Source organism: Vibrio sp. YIC-376, from assembly GCF_052353105.1.
Taxonomy (GTDB): domain Bacteria; phylum Pseudomonadota; class Gammaproteobacteria; order Enterobacterales; family Vibrionaceae; genus Vibrio.
In genome coordinates this window covers 264,368-285,073 of record NZ_JBBWFK010000007.1, presented here as the reverse complement: position 1 = coordinate 285,073, position 20,706 = coordinate 264,368, and the positions used below count along the sequence as shown (strand labels likewise).

At 45.1% G+C, this 20,706-nt stretch carries 14 protein-coding genes; 2 read left to right on the top strand and 12 right to left on the bottom strand.

The features are described 5' to 3' along the window. Positions 1-26 precede the first annotated feature (26 nt). From WJM94_RS15375 to hemL, 12 genes are all read right to left on the bottom strand, one after another. Positions 27-1,946 carry a beta-N-acetylhexosaminidase gene (locus WJM94_RS15375; RefSeq protein ID WP_444495068.1) on the bottom strand — a complete coding sequence of 640 codons (1,920 nt, stop codon included), beginning with the start codon at positions 1,944-1,946 and terminating at the stop codon, positions 27-29. An 8-nt stretch (positions 1,947-1,954) separates the two neighbouring features. Continuing rightward, positions 1,955-2,845, bottom strand: a complete 891-nt coding sequence (locus WJM94_RS15370; RefSeq protein ID WP_444495067.1) for a BadF/BadG/BcrA/BcrD ATPase family protein — start codon at positions 2,843-2,845, stop codon at positions 1,955-1,957. Positions 2,846-2,847: 2 nt separating this feature from the next. After that, the gene (locus WJM94_RS15365) at positions 2,848-4,587 is read right to left on the bottom strand and encodes a glycoside hydrolase family 9 protein (protein ID WP_444495066.1); all 1,740 of its coding nucleotides are present in this window, start codon (positions 4,585-4,587) and stop codon (positions 2,848-2,850) included. A 63-nt stretch (positions 4,588-4,650) separates the two neighbouring features. Then, positions 4,651-5,646: an ABC transporter ATP-binding protein gene (locus tag WJM94_RS15360; protein ID WP_444495065.1), complete on the bottom strand. Its 996-nt coding sequence runs from the start codon at positions 5,644-5,646 to the stop codon at positions 4,651-4,653. A 48-nt stretch (positions 5,647-5,694) separates the two neighbouring features. Beyond that, positions 5,695-6,678, bottom strand: a complete 984-nt coding sequence (locus tag WJM94_RS15355; RefSeq protein WP_444495064.1) for an ABC transporter ATP-binding protein — start codon at positions 6,676-6,678, stop codon at positions 5,695-5,697. A gap of 2 nt (positions 6,679-6,680) precedes the next feature. Next, positions 6,681-7,706 (bottom strand): ABC transporter permease, encoded by a 1,026-nt coding sequence (locus WJM94_RS15350; RefSeq protein WP_444495063.1) that lies wholly within the window; start codon positions 7,704-7,706, stop codon positions 6,681-6,683. Between the two features lie 2 nt (positions 7,707-7,708). After that, the gene (locus WJM94_RS15345; RefSeq protein WP_444495062.1) at positions 7,709-8,695 is read right to left on the bottom strand and encodes an ABC transporter permease; all 987 of its coding nucleotides are present in this window, start codon (positions 8,693-8,695) and stop codon (positions 7,709-7,711) included. A 171-nt stretch (positions 8,696-8,866) separates the two neighbouring features. After that, positions 8,867-10,549: an ABC transporter substrate-binding protein gene (locus tag WJM94_RS15340; RefSeq protein WP_444495061.1), complete on the bottom strand. Its 1,683-nt coding sequence runs from the start codon at positions 10,547-10,549 to the stop codon at positions 8,867-8,869. 897 nt (positions 10,550-11,446) lie between these two features. Further along, positions 11,447-14,833 carry a response regulator gene (locus tag WJM94_RS15335; RefSeq protein WP_444495060.1) on the bottom strand — a complete coding sequence of 1,129 codons (3,387 nt, stop codon included), beginning with the start codon at positions 14,831-14,833 and terminating at the stop codon, positions 11,447-11,449. Positions 14,834-15,059: 226 nt separating this feature from the next. After that, positions 15,060-16,085 carry a 16S rRNA (guanine(1207)-N(2))-methyltransferase RsmC gene (rsmC, locus tag WJM94_RS15330; RefSeq protein WP_444495059.1) on the bottom strand — a complete coding sequence of 342 codons (1,026 nt, stop codon included), beginning with the start codon at positions 16,083-16,085 and terminating at the stop codon, positions 15,060-15,062. A 76-nt stretch (positions 16,086-16,161) separates the two neighbouring features. Next, a complete protein-coding gene (locus WJM94_RS15325; protein ID WP_444495058.1) occupies positions 16,162-17,247 on the bottom strand; it encodes an AI-2E family transporter in 1,086 nt (361 codons plus the stop codon). A gap of 344 nt (positions 17,248-17,591) precedes the next feature. Then, the gene (hemL, locus tag WJM94_RS15320; protein ID WP_444495057.1) at positions 17,592-18,887 is read right to left on the bottom strand and encodes a glutamate-1-semialdehyde 2,1-aminomutase; all 1,296 of its coding nucleotides are present in this window, start codon (positions 18,885-18,887) and stop codon (positions 17,592-17,594) included. Between the two features lie 247 nt (positions 18,888-19,134). Here hemL and erpA point away from each other — a divergent pair, with 247 nt between their 5' ends. Both erpA and WJM94_RS15310 read left to right on the top strand, forming a co-directional pair. Continuing rightward, positions 19,135-19,476, top strand: coding sequence for an iron-sulfur cluster insertion protein ErpA (gene erpA / locus WJM94_RS15315; RefSeq protein WP_444495056.1), 342 nt, complete (start codon positions 19,135-19,137; stop codon positions 19,474-19,476). A gap of 105 nt (positions 19,477-19,581) precedes the next feature. Next, positions 19,582-20,700, top strand: a complete 1,119-nt coding sequence (locus WJM94_RS15310; RefSeq protein WP_444495055.1) for an efflux RND transporter periplasmic adaptor subunit — start codon at positions 19,582-19,584, stop codon at positions 20,698-20,700. Positions 20,701-20,706: the final 6 nt, after the last annotated feature.

Sequence of the window (20,706 nt, the reverse complement as noted above, 5' to 3'; positions counted from 1 at the left end):
GCGCGCCGTTTATATATGGCTTTACGCTACTTCCATGGTTTACGGTAATTCACGCCCTGCAACTCGAGCAGAGGAAGGTGTCCTTTCAGGCGCGATAAATAATCAGCCCAATCTCTGTGTGGTTTATCTGTCCAACAGGCTTCTGCTATCGCGGTTAGCCTTGGGAATACCATGTAGTCCATGCGAGATTGGTTGTTGATGATTTCGCACCAAAGTGCCGCCTGAATACCCCAGATACGTTTTCTGATCGGATCGTTGTCTGCTACTTGTGCCAATGGTTCGTAGTTGTATGCGGTCTCGAGAGGTATTGGGTTGGCCCAATCCACACCGGGTTCTTCTGGCGCATAATCTTGGGTCATATCCAAATACGTGGTTTGGGCTGGTTGCAGAACAACATCGAATCCCTGACGAGCACAATTCAGAGCGGCTTCTTCACTTAGCCAAGAGTAGATAACGGTATCTTTACTCACTTTGTCGCCATGTTGAGCTTCTTCCCAACCCAACATGCGCTTGCCAAGTTTGCGTAGCTTGTCTTCGGCATAGCGTAAAAAGTGGCCTTGTAGCTCTTTGTAGTCGCTATAGCCCAGTTGCTCCATCAACGTTTGGCAGGCAGGGCTCTTTGACCATACGCCATGTGGAACTTCATCAGCGCCAATATGTACAAATGGGGCAGGGAATAGTTCAACGACTTCTTCCAGTACTTTATCGAGAAACTCGTAGCTCCCCGGAAGCGCAGGGTTAATGACGTTGTCTTTGTAGTGCTGAATACTGCGAAATTCGGTGGTGTCGTTCTCTTCTACTAACAAATGAGGCAGTGATTTGATGGCTGCGCGGCAGTGACCCGGCACATCAATCTCTGGGATGACGGTAATGCTTCGTTGTGATGCATAGGCTACAACGTCTTTAATTTCGTCTTGGGTGTAGAAGCCACCGTAACGTTGAGACAGGTGTGTGTACTGAGGCTCAATAGTCTCGTCCAGACCACGCCACGCCCCAATATCTGTTAGTTCAGGCAGTGACTTAATTTCAATCCGCCAGCCTTCATCGTCAGTGAGATGCCAATGGAATGCGTTGAATTTGTAGTGAGCTAATTGGTTGATCAGACGCTTCACTTGATCCACAGAGTGAAAATGTCGAGCACAATCGAGCATCATTCCACGATAGCGAAAGCGAGGACTGTCTTTAATTGAGCAGCAAACCACTTCCATTGTATGTGTCTGATCACTACGTCTGACAAGCTGTAGCAAGGTAGCACAGGCGTGGGTAAAACCCGACGACGATCCCGCCTCAATTTTAACCGATGCTTCAGTCACTTTAAGTTTGTATGCGCCCTCATCTAACGTTGGGTTTCCTTTGAAGATAACTTGACTGTTATTGGATGATGAAGGTGCAAACTGGTGAATGCGGTATAACTCCTCAAGCAACCACTCTTTGGCTGAGTTGGCTAAATCTGAGTAAACGGCAATACCGGCTTTTTCATTGAAGGTGAAATAATTGTCATGAACTTCAATATGATTTGGTTTTGGTAGTAAAGGCTGAGAGTGAATCAAACTCGACGGAATCTCACTACGCTCACGGTAAGGTGAGGCCAGTACGATAGGGGTGACATCTACCTCGGCACGATAGACGTTGCCATTCACGACATAATCAATCAGGGCTTCGTTAAATCCGTCTGAATAATAGCGGAATGGGTTTGAACCAATACTGAATTCGCAGTAAAAGTTGTGATTTGCCGCTAACACCATTCCTTCTGGCTTTAGGGTGCAAAAGCTGCCTATTTGAGTCAGTAATCCATTAGATATACTGCTAGGAAGAATGTATCGGTCAAAAGCGAAAGTCAGGCGCCAATCGTGGAGGTCTTGGTCACTTAAATTATGAAAGGTCAGTCCAAAACGACAATTTTGCTTTTGTTCTGACAGGACAACGAGGTCAAGGCGATATTCCATATCTACTCCTAATCTACCAATAGCGGGTAAAGGTTATGTTCAGGCTTACCTGCGAACATTATTGCTCCTTCAATCGCATCAAACTGAGGCTCTACAATCCACTGCTGAACAGGAGGCGAAAGCCAATGCAAAATACGTTCAGCAATACTTCCCATTAAACAAATACGGGTCGCTCCACGTTTGTTGAGTGCCATAAGAAACATTTCTATATCAGCGGCCGTTTGTTTTAGCATTTCAATCGCTAGTTCATCGCCTTGCTCAGCAAATTGAAAAATAGCGGGAGAGAATTGCCCGTAGTCACGAGGAAGTGCTTGTTTAGACCAGGCAACAATGTTGTCGATGTCATTTTCAAAATGATTCATCACATTGTCTGCAAGCGGTGTTTTTGCTCGAATAGCGTCTTCTGCCAGTAAAACTTGCTGAATTAAACGAAGTCCCATGACGGCGCCGCTGCCTTGGTCTGATATCGGAAATTCGCGTCCTCCAACAACATGCTGTTCCAATCCTTTGAGGTAGATGCCGCAAGAACCGGTTCCTGCAATCATGATCGCGCCGTCTTCACCGTTATGTGCACCAATACATGCGCCGTAGGCGTCAGTATTTAATGTCATGCTGGCAAAGGGATGAGGAAGAGACATAAACGATTGCCAAGATGTTTTATGTTCTGCGCCAGCTAAAGCGAGGCCAACATGCATAGAAGAAAAGGCTTGTTGAGTTAGTCCTCCCTGTTCAGCAGCTCGCGTAATGGACTCGATGATAGAAGCCATCGCAATTTCAGCGCCTAACATTATGTTGGCGCTGCCAGTTTTTGCTTCACCAAGAAATTTTCCATGGGAATCTTTAATACGGGCGCGGCACGAAGTACCGCCACCATCTATCCCAACAAAATACATTCCCATGATTATTGTTCCTTAACTTCTTGCGTTATCACTGAATGCGAAAGGTGCTGTGCTTGGCTCATTATTGCGAGCAAGTACCAAGCACCATGAGGGATCCATTGTTCTCCCCAACGCCAGTTTTGCAGCATGTCGTCTTTTTGTTCTGGTGGATTGAAGGCGATGTCTTCTTCGTCATCAAAGCCGCCCGTAATGCCATTACACAAACCGCCTTTAGCGTTAAAGAAACCGTACTGAGGTAAGTAATTTGGATTGTTGCGGCCATGACCATCAAGCATGCACATATCGTAAGGGTTTAGGCCAACGATCCAGTTGAGTGCATTTTGGGCAAAATGCATCAGCTGTTGTTGCGTTTCATGGGATTCGATATAAGCCTGAGCGAGGTAACCCATTGATGCTAATGAGCCCAAGCGAGCATTCTCACCCTGCCACCAATAGCCTGACTCATTGTTGTGTGCCACAAAGAAAGCATCACGTTTTGCCTCATCTACTCCTTTGACATACTGACGAGGGTAGCCAAATGGGTTCGTGACTTTATTGGTGATAGTTACTTCAAATTCACAGGCTAGATTGACGATCCGAAAAATGGGTTCCGCCAACACAGAGTCGTCTTCAATCGATAGATACTCACACAGCGCAATAACAGGTAATCCAGCTTCTGCTGCGTGAAAATATGGGCGACTACCATCTTGGTTTGCTGACCAATAGTTTTGGATCAGGTCATCGCTCATTTGACGTGAAGCTAAACGTTTAGCCCATTGGCGGCTTTCGTCTAGATAACGAGTTTCTTTGGTGGATTTAAACAGTTCAATACTTGCCAACAGAGCACAATACTCGTCGATGATGTTCTCTTCACCATCGTTGAGATAACCTTGATTGTATTCTGCTAAGTGCCAGTAGCCATTCTCTGCAGCGTTAAGGTATTTCTGTTGATCGTATTCACCGTGAACATGTAAGCGTGATGCTGCGGCAAGTGCAGCGATTGCGATACCACCGCCTTGCCTAAAACCTGCCTGATAGTCATCAAACTTGTGACCGAGTTGAGTTTCGAAAGCACAAATTTCTCGTTGAGCGGTATCTTTGCTCCACTTATCAAACACCGTCAGATAGAAGAAACCTTTCTCGTTTTGCATGCGGACAAGAAAGTCTGCACCAAATAGTGCTTCTTCAATAAGGCGAGTGCGCGTGAATGCTGCGATACTTTCGCTAGCTTCTAGCAGAGAAAGGCCCTTCAGTATATTCCAAACCACCATCGGAGTTTGTTGAGGATTAAGATAGTTTGCGTACGAAAGGTGACTCAGATATTTGCTAACGTCACCAGAGGCGTCATACCAACCGCCATGAACATCGGCCGTTTGTTCTGAATTCAGTAGCGGAGTTTTACGATCGGCATGATCGAAAATACCGCTACAACGCTGCGACTTAAAATAATGGATCACATCGGACAATGTGTGGCCCAGTAGTACATGCTCACCGATTTCGAAGTGAGATGAATATACGTTATCAAAGCGAAGATAATAGTGACCTGGAAGCTCAAAGGATGAAAAGTCGATGAGGTAGAAATAGCCTTGGTGCCAGTTCGCTACTTTGCCTTGCTCTTGTATCTTGAATGTCGCAACAGCCTGGGCGCTTTTGGCGCAGATCAATTCAGCGGTATCAGTAGACAAGTGTGGTTGTTCGGTCTGGATGACCGCTTTTTTCTGGCCTAGACGCTCATAACCAATGTGATTAGTCAGTAGCAGCATTCAATGTCTCCGCGAAACAATAAAAAATAGAATTGGGTCAGTCTTACCTGACCCTGGTTATGCTTAGTTTTCAAATAAATAACAACGGACGAAATGGTTGTCTGATAGTTGAGTAACAGCAGGTAACTGTTGGCGACACTTATCTGTGGCGTGAACGCAGCGACCTGCAAATGGACAACCTACAGATTCTGGTGTCCAAAGTGGGATTTCCCCTTTATTCCCTTTTAGTTTCTCGTGAATCGATTTCGAAGGATCGGGAACTGCAGACACCAGCAACTGAGTGTATGGGTGTTGCGGATCATGAATGATTTCCTCCGTGTCACCCCATTCCACCATGTGGCCCACGTACATCACCGCTAAGTCTTCTGCGATGTAACGTGCTGTTGCGATATCGTGAGTGATGTACAGAAGGGACATTTGTTTCTCGAACTTCATCTCTTCCATCAGGTTAAGAACACCTGCTCGAATGGATACGTCCAACATCGATGTCGGTTCGTCTGCCAGTACAACCTCTGCGCCAACAGCAATGTTACGAGCCAGGTTTACACGCTGGCGCTGGCCACCCGAAAGCTGGTGGGGGAACTTCTGTGCCGTTTCTTTAGGTGGAATCAGGCCCACTTGTTCCAGCAAGTCATACACGCGCTCTTTCAGCTCTTTTTTGTTCCCTGGCGATACTTTTTTATGGATAAGCAGTGGTCGGGCAATATGGTGGAAAATATTGTGTGTAGGGTTTAGAGAGCCAAAAGGATCTTGCCAGACCATTTGTATCCCTTCACGATACGCCATCAAATCGTGTTTCGATTTGATTTCTTGAATATCGCGTCCTTTGTATTCGATGATGCCATCGGTCGGTGCATACATTTTCGCGATCATTTTCGCGGTTGTAGATTTACCTGAACCAGATTCACCCACTACAGACAAACCGCGGCTTTTATACATTTTGAATGATACGTCGTTAATCGCACGCATCTTAGACTGCTTGATAGAGTTGCTATTTAGCGGGAAGTCCTTGACGACATTTTTACCCTCAATCAGCAGTTCACCGAGTTGTTTGCTCATAATTCTCTCCAGTGTAATTTTGTTCGTAGCTAGCGTGATTTTGGGTTGTTAAATCTTAGCTTGAGCAATGGTTTCGCCGTACAAATGGCAGTTTGAGAAACGGCTTGGTTCAATTTGGCGTAACTGAGTTGGTACTTTAGTACAGGTTTCGTGGACACGGTCACAACGAGCCTGGAAGCGACAACCTTGAGGAATTTCAAGCAAGTTCAAAGGGTTGCCAGGAATGCCAGTCAGTTTGGTTTTTGGACCAGTCAATGGAGGGAAAGAGCTACCCAAACCTTTAGTGTATGGGTGGTAAGGACTTTCCAATATTTGTTTAGAAGGTGCGACTTCTATCAGTTCACCTGAGTACATGATCCCGATGCGATCAGAGAACTCAACCATCAACGACAAGTCATGGGTAATGAACAGAATTGAGAATCCAAACTCTTCTTTTAGCGCGTAGATCTTTTGCAGAATTTCGCGTTGGACCACTACGTCGAGGGCTGTGGTTGGCTCATCCATAATGATCATCTTAGGATTCAGTGCCAAAGCTATTGCAATAACCAAACGTTGACGCATGCCCCCAGAGAATTGGTGAGGGTAGTCGTTGAGCCGGCTAGGGTGAATGTCTACAATTTCCAGTAATCCTTCAGCACGTTTCTTCGCTTGCTCGCGAGTCATGTTGGTGTGGCGCATGATTACATCGCAGAACTGCTCTTCCATGGTGAGAACCGGGTTCAGAGCATTCATCGCGCTCTGGAACACCATTGACATTTCACTCCAGCGGAATGCCTGCATACGGTCATCACTGTACTTGAGAATGTCATCTCCATTGAAGATCACTTCGCCTCCAGTAATAAACGCTGGCGGCTTATGTAAACGCATTAGCGAGAAAGCAACGGTTGATTTACCACAACCTGATTCTCCAGCCAGACCAAAGACTTCGCCCGGTGCAATATCAAAGCTGACGTTATTACAGGCGCGGACATCGCCCGCATCTGTAATGTAATCGACGCATAGGTTGCGGATAGAAATTAGTGGTGCAGTCATGATTATTTATCTCCGCTCCATAGTGCATTTTGTGGTGCCAATTCAGGCTCACGTTCTTTCTTGTCTTTCTCAGCTAGCTTTTTCCAGCGTTTCATCCCTTTGTGAGAACGAAGCTGAGGGTTAGCAATTTCGTCTACTGCGAAGTTCAACAGAGCTAGACCAGTCACTAACACGGTCAATGCGATACAAGGTGCTAATACTTCCCACCATGCACCAATCAGCATTGCTGAAGAGGTTTGAACGTTGTAAAGCATGGTGCCCCAGCTGACGGTGTTCGAGTCGCCTAAACCGAGGAATGAAATAACCGCTTCTGTGTTGATGGCCAGCATGACTGAGCCGATAAAGCTTGCGCCTACGATAGGGATTAGGTTTGGTAAAATCTCAACAAAGATGATTCGGAATGAAGACTCGCCCAGTACTTCAGCGGCTTTGACGAACTCTTTTTCACGCAGTGCCATGGTTTGTGAGCGGACAACACGTGCGCCCCATGCCCAAGAGGTACCTGCAATGATGAGCGCGATAGTGAATGGGCCTGCTTCGCCGATAAATGCAGCGAGTACGAACAGTAAAGGTAACTGGGGAATAACCAGCATGATGTTCATGGCGGCACTTAAAATGTCATCTACTTTGCCACCGAAGTAACCAGCGGAGATGCCGATAACCGTGGCTAAGAAACACACAATGATACCTGCACCAAAACCAACACCAAGTGAGACGCGAGCGCCGTAAGCGACTTGTGACCAAATATCTCGACCCATACGGCTAGTACCTAGCACGTGATCGGCTTTTTTAGACATTAACAGTGTACGGCGGTCATCAGCCAGGTTCTTTGCAGTCCAGCCTTCCGGGTTACTTTGTGCTTGTTTCACGACAAAACTCGGGTATTCATGTGGATTACCTGTACGTTTGTCTGGCGCATGTTTTGTGATAAATGGAGCAGCAACTGCGACGAAAATAAACAGCGTAATAATGGCTAAACCAATACGGGCGAAGGAGTTGCCTAAAATGAGTTTAAATAAGTTTTTCATGATTATTTGCCTCCCTTACGTAGGCGAGGGTCTAGAATCATGTACAGCATGTCAGCCATCAGGTTGAAGCAGAGCATGAACATCGTCATGATGATGAGCTGACCTTGAAGTACTTGATAGTCTCGAGCGTGTATCGCATTCAAAAGCACGGTGCCTAATCCCGGATAGTTAAAGATCATTTCGATAATTAGCTGACCACCAATCGCCATGCCGAGAGACATTGAAAGCGCCGTTACACTTGGAAGTAATGCGTTACGTGCTGCGTAATTGAAAACCACACGGTTTTGACTCAGGCCTTTGCCTTTAGCCATCGTGATGTAGTCTTCAGCCAACAAGTTGATCATGTTGTTACGCATGTTGACCAGGAAGCCACCAATTTGAACGATGGTTGCACAGAAAAGAGGTAGCACTGCGTGATAGCCAACGTCCTTGATGAATTCCCAGCTAGTCCAGTCCGGAACGGTACCCGGTGTGTAAGCGTAACCAGATGGGAACCACTTCAAACCGATAGCAAAGATAAAGAGAGCCAGCATTGCGATAACCATTTGCGGAATCGCCTGAATAATTAGGGTTCCAGGAGTCACAAAAGCATCGTATTTACTACCGCGTTTCCAGGCTGCAAAGATGCCAAGCACAGATGCGATCGAAAAGGAAAGGATTACTGCAGTACCTGCAAGGAACAGAGACCAACCAAATGCACTACCAAGCAAAGAATTTACTGAAAGTGGGTAGAACTGAATTGAAGTCCCTAGCTCCCAGCTCAGAGTGTTTTTAATGTATGACAGGTACTGGATATAAATCGGACCATCAACAAATCCTAGCAGCTCTTTCATTGCTGCGATTCGCTCTGGTGTTACCTGTACGGAAGCGTTAGCAAACATCATGGTAACTGGGTCACCAGGCATTGCTCGCGGAATAATAAAGTTTAACGTCGCTGCAACTAAGAGCGCGACAAGATAGAACGACAAACGTCTTAAAAAATAACCCATAACTCACACCTTACTCACCCAGATTTTTTTCTCTGTTTCTGGTTCCAGATCGCTCCTAGCGAAATTTAGAGCGAAAAATCCCCTGACGACGAGCGCCATAAATTGGTTCCGTTATGAGGGGATTTTTATAAGCGGCATACGGAGAATATGCCGCGAGGAATGAACTTCTACTTATTTAACTGGTTTTAGGTCCAGTACATGTAGTAGACGCTCTGGGATGCCAGCCCAAATGTTTGGACGACCCTTAGGATTTTCTTCGTTCCACCAACCAGTGAATCGAGTTGTGTTGTATTGGTACATGTATGCACCAGACAATACAGGGATAGTTACTTGATCTGTAGCGATAATCTTCTGAATACCATGAGCGATTGCTAGCTGTTCTTGCTTATCAGCAGTTTTGTAGAAGCTGTTAAGTAATTTGTCTAGCTGTTCGTTTTTGTAGAAGTGCATAGCAAAACGAGGCATACCGTCACCAGACTGTAACTTCGAGTTGTAGCCGCTATTCCAGTACAAGTGCGGATCAGCACCGTGGAAGTAGTTGGTGTATGCTACGTCGTACGTAGCTTCAAGCATTGCTTGGTTGTATACCGAGAAGTCTGGTGTACGGGCACGAGCTTTGATGCCTACTTCAGCTAGTTGCTCTACGGCTAGTTGTACTGTGTTGTTAAAGTCTGTCCAACCATTTGGTGATTGAATTAGAAGTTCAAAAGACTTACCTGATGGTGTGTCAACAAAACCATCTTTGTTTACGTCTTTAAAGCCTGCTTTAGCTAAAAGCTCTTTAGCACCTTCAACGTTGTATGTGTTGTAGCCTTTGTATTTGTTGTGAGTTTCTTCATCAGACCAAGCTTCGAATGCGTAGCCTAGACCTGAAGCGAAGTCATTCACAGTACCGCCACCGTAGAATGCGATGTCGATGATAGTTTGGCGATCAAGAGCCATAGAGAATGCACGACGGAAGTCTACGTTAGTAAGTGCTTCGCTCTTCGCTGCATCTGGGTTTTTGAAGTTCACTACGAACGCTTGAGTACCTGATGGCGGGTACCAGTATTGGTGGTTAGGACTCGCAGCTGCGTAAGTACGGTCGATATCTGGTACGAAAGAAGAAGTCCAATCCATCTCACCGTTTACAATCTTACCTAGGAACTGGTCGTTGTTTGCGATTTGAGGAACACGTAGACAGTCTACATCTAGGTTGTCTGCATCCCAGTAGTTAGGGTTTTGACACTGAATGTATAGCTGAGGAGTGAAAGTGTCGACCACTGTGAATGGACCTGTACCAACAGGATTTTCGTTGGTGAACGTTGTAGGATCGCTCACTTTGCTCCAAACGTGCTTAGGTACAACTGGTACTTTAGCAATTTCGTAAGGAACGTTTGAGTTAGCTTCGCTTAGGCGGAATTTAACTTGGTAGTCGTTCACCTTTTCTACGCCAGTAACCCAAGAGTTGATGCCTGATTGGTCTAGTTCAGGTTTCTCTTTTACCAGGTTGAAAGAGTACACAACGTCATCCGCTGTAAACGCTTGACCGTCAGACCATTTAACGCCTTTACGAATATCGAAAGTCACGCTCATCAAGTCGTCAGCCATTTGGAAGTTTTCTGCTAGACGAAATACAGGAGTGTTACCGTGCATTTCGTTGAAAACCACAAGTGGCTCGTAAATAAAGTCGGTTGTTGTGTGCAGGTTAGTTGCACCCAAGAAAGGGTTAAAGTTACGAACGAAAGTTGTAAACTCTTTAGGGTGGATAGTCAGTTCACTGCGTTCAGCCGCAGTCGCTACCGATGCAAAACCTGTAGTAGCTGTAGCAATAATTGCAGTTGCTAGTGCTGTTTTTTTAATATTGGCAAGCATAGCTGTTCCTTACTGTTTGCTTCATTTCACTTAATGGAATTGAATGTCATCAATTGATAAACACTCGCCAAGACCCACCTCTTAGCTTCATCGCAACATATGTTCTTCACATATCATCACGTTAAGAGTGGCCTGTAGGCCTTTGACAGAAGTAAGAAAACACCTTCTCCAAAAAATAATCAAACTCGCATCCCGTCAAAAACGTTAAAAAAGCCTTTATCTACGTTATAAACGTCATTTTGTTTGCTTTTAAACCAGTTGGAGCTCAAAACTAAACCTTGATATGCGTCGCAGCGGATATTCGCAAAAAAGTTGTTTGTTAGTATTCGCTAACTTGATTGCTCTTTTAATCTCTACATTTTTAGTGTCATTTTAAGTTCGGAGATCTGGCTCACATGCATCGAGCATGTTAATTTATCAGATAAAATTTAATCTGCCGTTCTGTTGTGATTGAGTTCGCAATCTGTATCAATTGTTCGTCAACTTAGTGTTCTTCGATAATTTTATTCGATTTTTAATGGTCGATTTTCCGGCCTTTAATGCCCTTTTTTTATATTGAAAAGGAAGTGGTAATTAGTGTTTTTTCAATCTTGAAATAAGAGTTTCATCTGCATGTCTGGCTACTTTGTAAGTCACTTATTCATACGGTTTGTGGATACCTAAAACTCCAATATCCAAAGCAACGGATAACATAAACCGAGTTACGGAAGATGATGTTGCCTCAGATTAGGTAAATATCGGTGAAGGCATGGCAATCTGTGTAGGTCAGTGCAGGTTCAAGTAAAATAATATCGCGCCGTTTACGAAAAGCCTGACTTTAGGTAGTAATTAACGCATAACGATGAAAAGCCCCGACTGTACGGGGCTTTGGGTTATTATCGTTTAAGATATAGTGAGTTAGCTGGTAAGTAATCTCTGTAGTTTATCACGCTGTGCTTCTATGTAAGCTCGTTCTGGGCGTTGCTCCTTACAGTGAGTAAGGATGAATTCGATAGAGCTGAGAACCGTTCTCCAGCGTGGCGTTTTAGGTAATGTTTCAATGCGCATGTATTTGTCTAATGTACGGGTCTGCAACGTGCTGCGATCGAGATATACCCGCCATAAACCACTTTGTTCAGCAAAGGTAAATTTACTTTCTCCCGTTGCTGACTCCCAGTATTCTAGAGCGTGCGTCATCACGTCGACTAACACTTCACGCATCAATTCCTGTTTGTCTTTTTTGTTGCCTAATGCTTTATCTGCTAAACGAGTGAACTCACCACCTAGCTCTTTCAATTTCTGTAGCTGTTCTTTATCACCGTCGAATGCATAGCCAGATAGCACCTCTACCGCTGTTTCCAAATTATGGATACGTGCCGCATTCGCGCCACCCCCGACGTTAAATATGTACATGATATCTAAGCCGGAGCCTTCAGGCAGTTTAAGAATATCCGCTTCAATATTCTGACGAATATCTTCGATGTATATATCAATCTTGCCACAGTAATGTGGCTGCTTAACCGTCAGGAATTTAGGCGCAATCAACTCATCAGCTGAAGAGCGTTTGAGTTGCTCTAAACTGCGTTTAAATAGCTTACATGCCGCCTCGTTCGCAAAGCGAATACGCTGATCTTCACGCAAGCAGATGATGGCTTCTGGTGCTGATTCAAGCTGTTCAAGCAATCGGCCCTGAGTCTCAAGCAGGCTTGCTTCGACTTGCGCTCGCTGGCGAAGTTCAGATTCAAGTAACTTATTCTCGAGATGGCGCATCTCCGCTTTGCTAGCAGTTAAATGTGCCTGAATTCGCGCGGCTAACTCTTGTTTATTAAATGGTTTAGATAAGTAATCATTTGCTCCTGCTTCGAATCCTCTGACGCGGTCTTCAGTTTGGCTGAGTGCCGTTAACATAATGATCGGTAACTCGGCATGATCATAGGTTTGACGAAGTTCACTACACACCTGATAGCCGCTCATTCCTGGCATCATAATGTCTAACAGGAGAAGCTCGGGTTTCTCTTTCTCGATCAGTGAAAGTGTCTCCGGGCCGTCACAAGTAGTACGGACACGATAGCCTTCTAAACGTAAAAAGCTTTCTAGTACTCGAAGGTTAACGGGTTCATCGTCTGCCACGTAGAGTAGTGGGCCATCTGGGTTTTCAGGTAAAGACAGGTTATCAGCGTTATCCAAATTGAGTTCTGGTATCTGGAAATGTCCACGGGCTGCCAGTGTCTGTGTGGCCATAATCTCTTCTTCACTAGCCAGCGGGAGAGTGAAACTGAAGGTTGTTCCAACCATTGGTTGACTGCTGACATATAATGAGCCCCCCATCAGTTCAATTAATTGTCGACTGATAGATAATCCCAATCCTGCTCCTTGACGGTAGCGGCTTTCATCCTGCCCAGCCTGAATTAAAGGTTCAAAAATGTGCTCAAGATGTTCCGCAGGGATACCCTGACCGGTATCTACTACTTGAACTCGCACGTACTCATCCACTACACCTGCGGAGATTACAATTTTTCCTTCGGAAGTGTACTTAATTGCGTTACCAATCAGGTTGTATAGCACTTGTTCCAAGCGTTGAGGATCTGCCGATACTGCTTTTAGATCGTTAGGTACCTGATTGATGATTCGAATGGTTTTGTTACCAAGTAAATGACTGGATAGCTCAAGTACTAACTGCGTAGAACTTGCCAGACTGACTGCGGATTTTTGAATGTCCATGCTGCCATAGCGCATTTTATGGTAATCCAACAAGTCATCGACAAGGTTGGCCAGACGCTGACCACTTTTAATAATGATATCAAGCTGATATTTTTGGCTTGCTGGGATAGCACCATTCGCTCCGGATATAAGAGTTTCTGCAATACCAACCATACCGTGTAGAGGTGTGCGTAGTTCATGTGAAGTTGTCGCAAGAAACTCATCTTTTAATTTGTCGGCAATTTGTAACTCATCATTCTGCTTCTGAATTAATCGGATGTTGCTTTCCAGCTCTTCGTTTTGCTTTTTGATGGTTTGGATCTTTTCGCGAATTGAGCGTTGCATACGCTCAAAGCTGATTGCCAAACGGCCTATTTCGTCTTTTCTTTCGGTATTAAACGTTGTTTCGTCCAGATCACCTGCGGATACTCGCTCTGCTGCCCAGGTCAGTTTGAGCAATGGAGAGGTTATGAAGTTAGATAAATAGTGTGAGGCAATGACGACGAGAATAATCGCGGTGAACATCGCAATAATGAACAACTTTTCCAACTGATGAATACGCGAAAAGGCTTCCTTCTCTGGTAACTGCACCACCAATGCCCAGTTAATTCCGCGAGTTCGGATTGGGGCGTAGGCGGCAATGATCGCTTCACTTAGTCCATTGGTATAGGTTCCTACGCTTGTGTTCCCAGAAAGCGCCAAGTCGACGACTTCCAGACTATTTTGTATATCATCTTGTTTCGTGTTGATAGTGCGAGGCAGGTGGTCACTTCCCACAAGTAACGTTTCAATTGATGATTCTCGGTTCTGATCGGCAACAAGTTTGGTGACGCCATTGCTTGGTAAGCTGAACATAGCGTAGCTGTGAAGGTAACCTTGCTGAACAATTGGAGCGCCCAACCAAGCGACCTGTTTACCATTTTCAAGTGAGAAGTCGGAAACGATCACTGGTGTGTAGTCTTCGTTCACTTTTCGGCGCTCGTTAACATCATCCGCCAAGCGACTAAATGCTTTACCGAGCGAAGAGTTTTTATAATGTCCGGATAGGAGGTTAGTGCCGTAATTGTCGTCTTTATTAATTGAGTAGGTGACGTTGCCGTTGATATCGACCAATAGGATGTCATTGAAGTCAGATCGCTTGAGGAGTTCTAAATAAGCCCAATGGTAGCGTTTGTGGAGCAGACGGTACCTTTCGCTCCCTACATAATTGGAAGACTCCGGCAAAATCGACGTTTTTATTTGATCGCCGCTGCCTTCAATATAACGTTGTTGTGCATTTTTACGTGACTCTTCAATGTCGTTTCCTAAGCGGCTGAATGCATTGACTAAGCCATAAAAGCGGCCTCCGCTGGCGTAGGCAAGTTCAGAGCGAACAAACCCCATAACCTCGGTTTCGCGGGCTTCAAAGTAGTCAACAATTTGCTGTTGCTTGGAATCGCGCACGGACAAAAGGTGTGATGTGCTTTGTTCTTGCAGGTCTTGGCTATGGGAGCGCAGGAAAAAAATCGCAGTAATAGTTAGAGGTGTAAGGCTGAGGACAAGAAACGCAGTCATCAGCGTACTCTGAAGACGCTTAAACTTCTGTTTTTTGTAAAATTTGAACATGGGTAAGATTGCAACTCATAAAGGGCAGCAGAAAACATATTCACGGCTGCCGAGGTTCTCGTCAAAAACGGATAGAAGTTAAATTCGATAGAAATAACAAAATTAACGAGTTTTTTTTCTTTGACAAGAAAGTTGAGTGCAAAGCGTGCAGAGTCACGCAGTTTTTCGTGCGATTTGTGAGTTTATAGCTAAAAATTGCGCAGATTGTTATCTGCGCGGAAGGTGATTAAGGCTTTTTAGCGTAGTAAATCGAGAACTTTTTGGTCTTATTTAGCGTCTCGCAATTACTGAAAGCGCTTTCAATAATTGGTGGATACTTTAGGAAGCTATTAGCAACAATGATCATTTCGCCATTGCGCATAAGATATTTTGGCGCATCACCAAGTAAGGTTTCTGCCGCGTTATAGTTCGTGTCCAGACCGCTGTGGAATGGTGGGTTACTGATGATAAATCGATAGTCGTTTGCGGTATCTGAGTAGATGTCAGAAGCAAACACTTTACCTGCTAAACCATTGGCTTCCAGTGTTGCTTGGCTTGATGTGATTGCATAGGCATTGATATCACACATCTCAATCCCGATTTCTGGATTGGTTTTTGCCATAAACGCACCCAGTACACCAGCACCGCAACCAAAGTCGAGCACTTTACCGGATAATGGCGGCAAGGTTTCGAGTAATAGCTGGCTGCCTAAATCGAACTCGCCATGGCTGAAGACGCCGGGCAAGCTTTTAACTACCAGCGATTGGCTACCCAGGTTTATATTGTATGACTTAAACCAGTCGAGCTGATTAAATGGCGCAGGCTCATTTAAGCATTGACCCCAGTAAAAAGAGCAGCGGCGCGCAGAATCATACTTGTTCACTGGACCATACTCTTTAAACATTTTTTCAATGCTTTTGACACCAGAGCGGTTTTCTCCAACCACAACAATTTCTGTGTTGACGCCAAGTTTCGCCATGAGCATCGCAAGTAAGTATTCGGCTTCGGCTTTGGCTTTTGGCCAGTACAGCAACAGCATGTCGGCTTGAGTATCGATGTCAAATTCTGAACCAAAGTGACTTTTGATTTTGTCAGAGGTACGAATTTGGCGGTAATAGCTGTAGTTGGACGTGAAAACTTCGACAGATTCACAGTGTGCAGTCAGTTCTAGCGGAAAAAAATCTTCGACTTCACCTGCAACTAATACATGCTTACCATTGAAGTATTCCAGTTGGCGTAGAGCTATTTGGCTTGGAGCGATATAAGCAGACATAAATTTGGTTTATCAGAAATAATGTGGGCCAGATTTTCGCACAATCTGGCCCAAGCTTGAAGTAATTAACGAGTGACTAGCTGTTGTCTTGATCGTTGAGGAAGTCTTTAAATTCCTCTTCATAAATATTAAATAGCACCATGGTGACGGCAAAAATCAGTGGGCCATAAATCAGGCCGATTAAACCAAACAGCTGCAGACCACCTAATAGCGAGAAGAAAATCATTAAGGTGTTCATGCCCGCGCTGCCTTGCATCAGAAGTGGGCGCAATAAGTTGTCAATGGATCCGACAATAACCACACTCCATGCGGTGAGGAAAATGGCCCAAGTGGTGTCACCAGTTAGGAACAGGTACGTAGCGGCTGGAATCCAGATTAACGCGGTACCCACAACAGGGATGAACGAAGCAAAACCCATCATTGTGCCCCAGAATAACCCAGGGAAACCGGCTAGCCACATGCCAATACCACCCGCAAATCCTTGCGCAATGGCGGTAAGAAACGATCCCATCACCGCCGATTTCGAAACCTGCTCAATTTCGGTCAGGATTTTGTCTTCCTGACTACGAGACAGGGGCAGGATATGACGAATAGCAGAAATGATTTTTTCGTGATCGCGTAGTAAGAAGAACAGAACAAACAGCATAAGGAAAAAATCCATTAAGAAGTTTGTTGCGTCCCCCAAAATCTTGGCACTGATCGCTACAAGGTTTGAACCGAATGAAGTCGCAAACTGCGCAATTTTTTCTGCTATTGCTTTAGGTTCAATTTTGTCGAAAGGTAAGTACTCATTAACCAACGACAAACCTTTTACAACTAAAGGATGCTGGAAAATGTCCTGAATGCCTCCGTTCGTTACCCACTTATAGGTGTTTTGCGAAAAGACGGATCCTTGTTGAACGATAGCGGCAAACACAAACAAAAGTGGGATAACAATAATAAAGGTCAGCACAACACAAGACAGTAACGATGCCATGTTCCGATGTGTAGGCATTTTTTGTTCAAACCAATCGTGAATCGGGAACATGAGCAACGAGATGATAAAAGCCATGACGATCGAATTGATGTAGGGTTCGACCAGTAAATAGCAAGCAAAAGCAGCGGCGAGCAGGGCGACCATTAGAACGCGATGACTCGACGTGATTTTTACATTGTTTGACATAAGATAAGTCCAACTAACGGATGACGTTTACGGTTTCTAGCTTATTGTGGTAGCTTTGAACCTTTATTACTTTGCCCATAAATTCCTTAAAACATCATGAAATTATGGCTTAGTAGAATACATTGATATAATGACCACAAATCAGTTGGTTATCAATCGGGAGATGCAGAATGGGTTGTTGTGACGGTGATAAGAAATGTCAAAGTGCGAAAAAAAGCAAACGCATCCCGTGGTTTGCCATCGCGATGAGTGTGTTCGCGCTGTTAGTTATTTTGAACTGGCGGTAAAAGTAAAAAAGGACCGAGAAGGCCCTTTTATGTACTTATATATCTGTAGCTTAGCGATTATTTTGCTTCTGCAGCCAAGATGGCGAAACAGCGGTCAGCGGCTTCTAATGTCGCATCAATTTCTTTTGAGCCGTGCGCTAAAGACGTAAAGCTGGCTTCAAATGCAGATGGGGCAAGGTATACGCCGTGATCGAGCATAAGGTGGAAGAATCGTTTAAAGCGTTCAACATCACACTTAGTCACGTCTTCGTAGCAGGTTACACTTTCTTGATCTGTAAAGAAGAAACCGAACATGCCACCTACTTGGTTAACCACCAAAGGAATGCCGTGTTTTTCTGCCAGAGACTTAAAGCCGTTTGCTAGCTGCTTCGTTTTTGACGCAAGGCGTTTTTCGTTGCCCTCTTCTTTTAGCAGGCTCAAACAAGCGTAACCAGCGGCCATTGCTACTGGGTTACCTGAAAGCGTACCCGCTTGGTATACAGGGCCTGTCGGAGCAATGTATTGCATGACTTCTTTACGGCCACCGAAAGCACCAACTGGCATGCCGCCGCCGATCACTTTACCCAATGTCGTCAGGTCTGGCTTGATGTTGTAGTAGGCTTGAGCACCACCAAGTGCAACGCGGAAGCCTGTCATTACTTCATCAAAAATCAGTAGAGCGCCTTCTTGGTCACAAATTTCACGTAGACCTTCGTGGAAGCCTTCTACTGGCGGGATACAGTTCATGTTGCCAGCAACTGGCTCAACGATGATACACGCGATCTCACCTTTGTTTGCGGCGAACAGTTCACGTACTGAATCCAAATCGTTAAACGTTGCAGTTAGGGTATGCTTAGCAAAGTCTGCTGGTACGCCAGGTGAACTTGGTTGACCGAGAGTTAGCGCGCCAGACCCTGCTTTCACAAGTAAGCTGTCTGCGTGACCATGGTAGCAACCTTCGAACTTCATGATTTTGTCGCGGCCAGTAAAACCACGAGCAAGACGAATTGCGCTCATGGTTGCTTCAGTACCAGAGCTTACCATTCGGAGCTGCTCCATTGATGGCACAAGTTCAGAAACTAGCTCTGCCATGGAGATTTCCAATTCGGTTGGTGCGCCAAAGCTCAAACCACGTTGTGCTGCGTCAATAACCGCTTCGCGAATTACCGCATGGTTGTGGCCAAGAATCATTGGCCCCCAAGAACCTACGTAATCAATGTACGCTTTACCATCGGCATCAAAAATCAGTGCACCGTCTGCTCGTTCGATAAATAGCGGAGAACCGCCAACGCCGTTGAATGCACGAACTGGTGAATTTACACCGCCAGGAATGGTTTTCTGAGCTTTTTGATACAGCTCTGATGATTTGGTCATGGGATTATCCTCTTTTGATTGCTCGGACCAAGTGGAGCGCATTGTACCTAGCTATAATCAACTTAGAAACGTTTTGCTCAATTTATGTGTTGTTTTTCCGCGTAATATTATATATCCGTATTCGATATAAAGAATCGGCGGTGAATACTTGAACGAGTTTGTCAGGTATTGGATAATCGTAAACAATTAGTACAAATTTGACGTCTTGCTCCAGGCTTGACGCATTACACGAGTGAGAGAGGTCTTCGTGAGCGAAGTAAACGTACCATTATCTTTTTCTGATGCTGCAGCATCACGCGTTAAGGCGCTGATTGCGGAAGAAGAAAATCCAGAATTGAAATTGCGCGTATACATTACTGGTGGCGGCTGTAGTGGTTTCCAATATGGCTTCACTTTTGATGAGAACGTGAATGACGGTGATACAACGATAGTAAACAGTGGCGTAACACTGGTTGTAGACCCTATGAGCTTGCAATATCTTATCGGCGGCGTTGTGGATTACACCGAGGGTTTGGAAGGGGCTCGCTTCTTCGTTAATAACCCGAATGCAACAACCACTTGTGGTTGTGGTGCATCATTTAGCGTGTAACAAGCACGATTAAGGGCAGCCTGTGGCTGCCTGAGCTTTATGTAGCTATTACGTAAAGACGCTCCCTGTAAGAGGTTGCAAGAAAGAAAATAATAAGGACTTTTTATGTCTGCTATTTCTTTCGTGCGACAACGTGTCGGGCGTCCTTGGCTAATATCTCTAATTCTTGTTGTTGTTCTTGTCGCATGGCTGGCTATTGGACAGTTTAACGCGCAAGACGAACCGTCTATTTCTACAACACATCAATCCAGTCAGACACCCATTGCGAAGGTGATGTTTGACACCTTTATTGCTCAACCTACCCGAAAAACCCTTGAGTTATATGGCCGCACTGCTCCCAATCGTCAGGCACGCTTAGGGGCTGAAGTCGCGGGTAAAATCATCAGTCTAAATATAGAAAAAGGTCAAACCGTTAAGCGTGGTCAGATCATCGCTAATATTGATAAGCGTGATCTTGGCATTCAACTTCAGCGGGCTCAGGCCATGCTTGTGGTAAAACAAAAAGAGTTTAATGCGGCTCGTTCTCTCAAGAGCAAAGGTCTTCAAGGTGAGGTTGCGTTCGCTACCGCTGAAGCTGCTCTTGTGGATGCCCGGGCTAATCTAAGTAATGTTCAAACCGCATTGAAGAATACCGAAGTGAAGGCTCCTTTTGATGGCATTGTTGACCATCACTTCGTTGAAGTCGGGGATTTTGTTGGTATTGGAGACTCCATTGCGACCGTTATTGATTTAGACACCTTAGTAATAGAAGCAGATGTGAGTGAGCGGCACATTCAGTATCTGGTCGAGGGATTAAAAGCCGATGTGAGAATGGTTAACGAGCAGCATTTTCAAGGCACGTTGCGTTATATAGGCCGTATCTCTTCCGCTTCTACAAACACTTTTCCCATTGAAATCGAGATTGATAACCGAGAGTCGAGGATGCCTGCGGGGATAAGTGCAGAAGTGCTCCTGCCTTTGACAGAAGTGCTCGCAATAAAAATCACCGCAGCAATGTTGGCTTTGGACGAAGAAGGGAATCTTGGGGTTAAAACGCTGCTCAATGATCACGTTAAATTTATACCAATTCAACTGGTTAAGGCAGAAAAAGATGGAGTTTGGCTCTCTGGTCTGGGAGCGAAGAGTGACATTATCGTTCTTGGACAGGGTTTTGTTCGTGATGGTGACCCTGTCATCGCGACCAGAGCAGACAATGTGGTTTCTAGCACATTAAACGAGCAATAAGGAGGC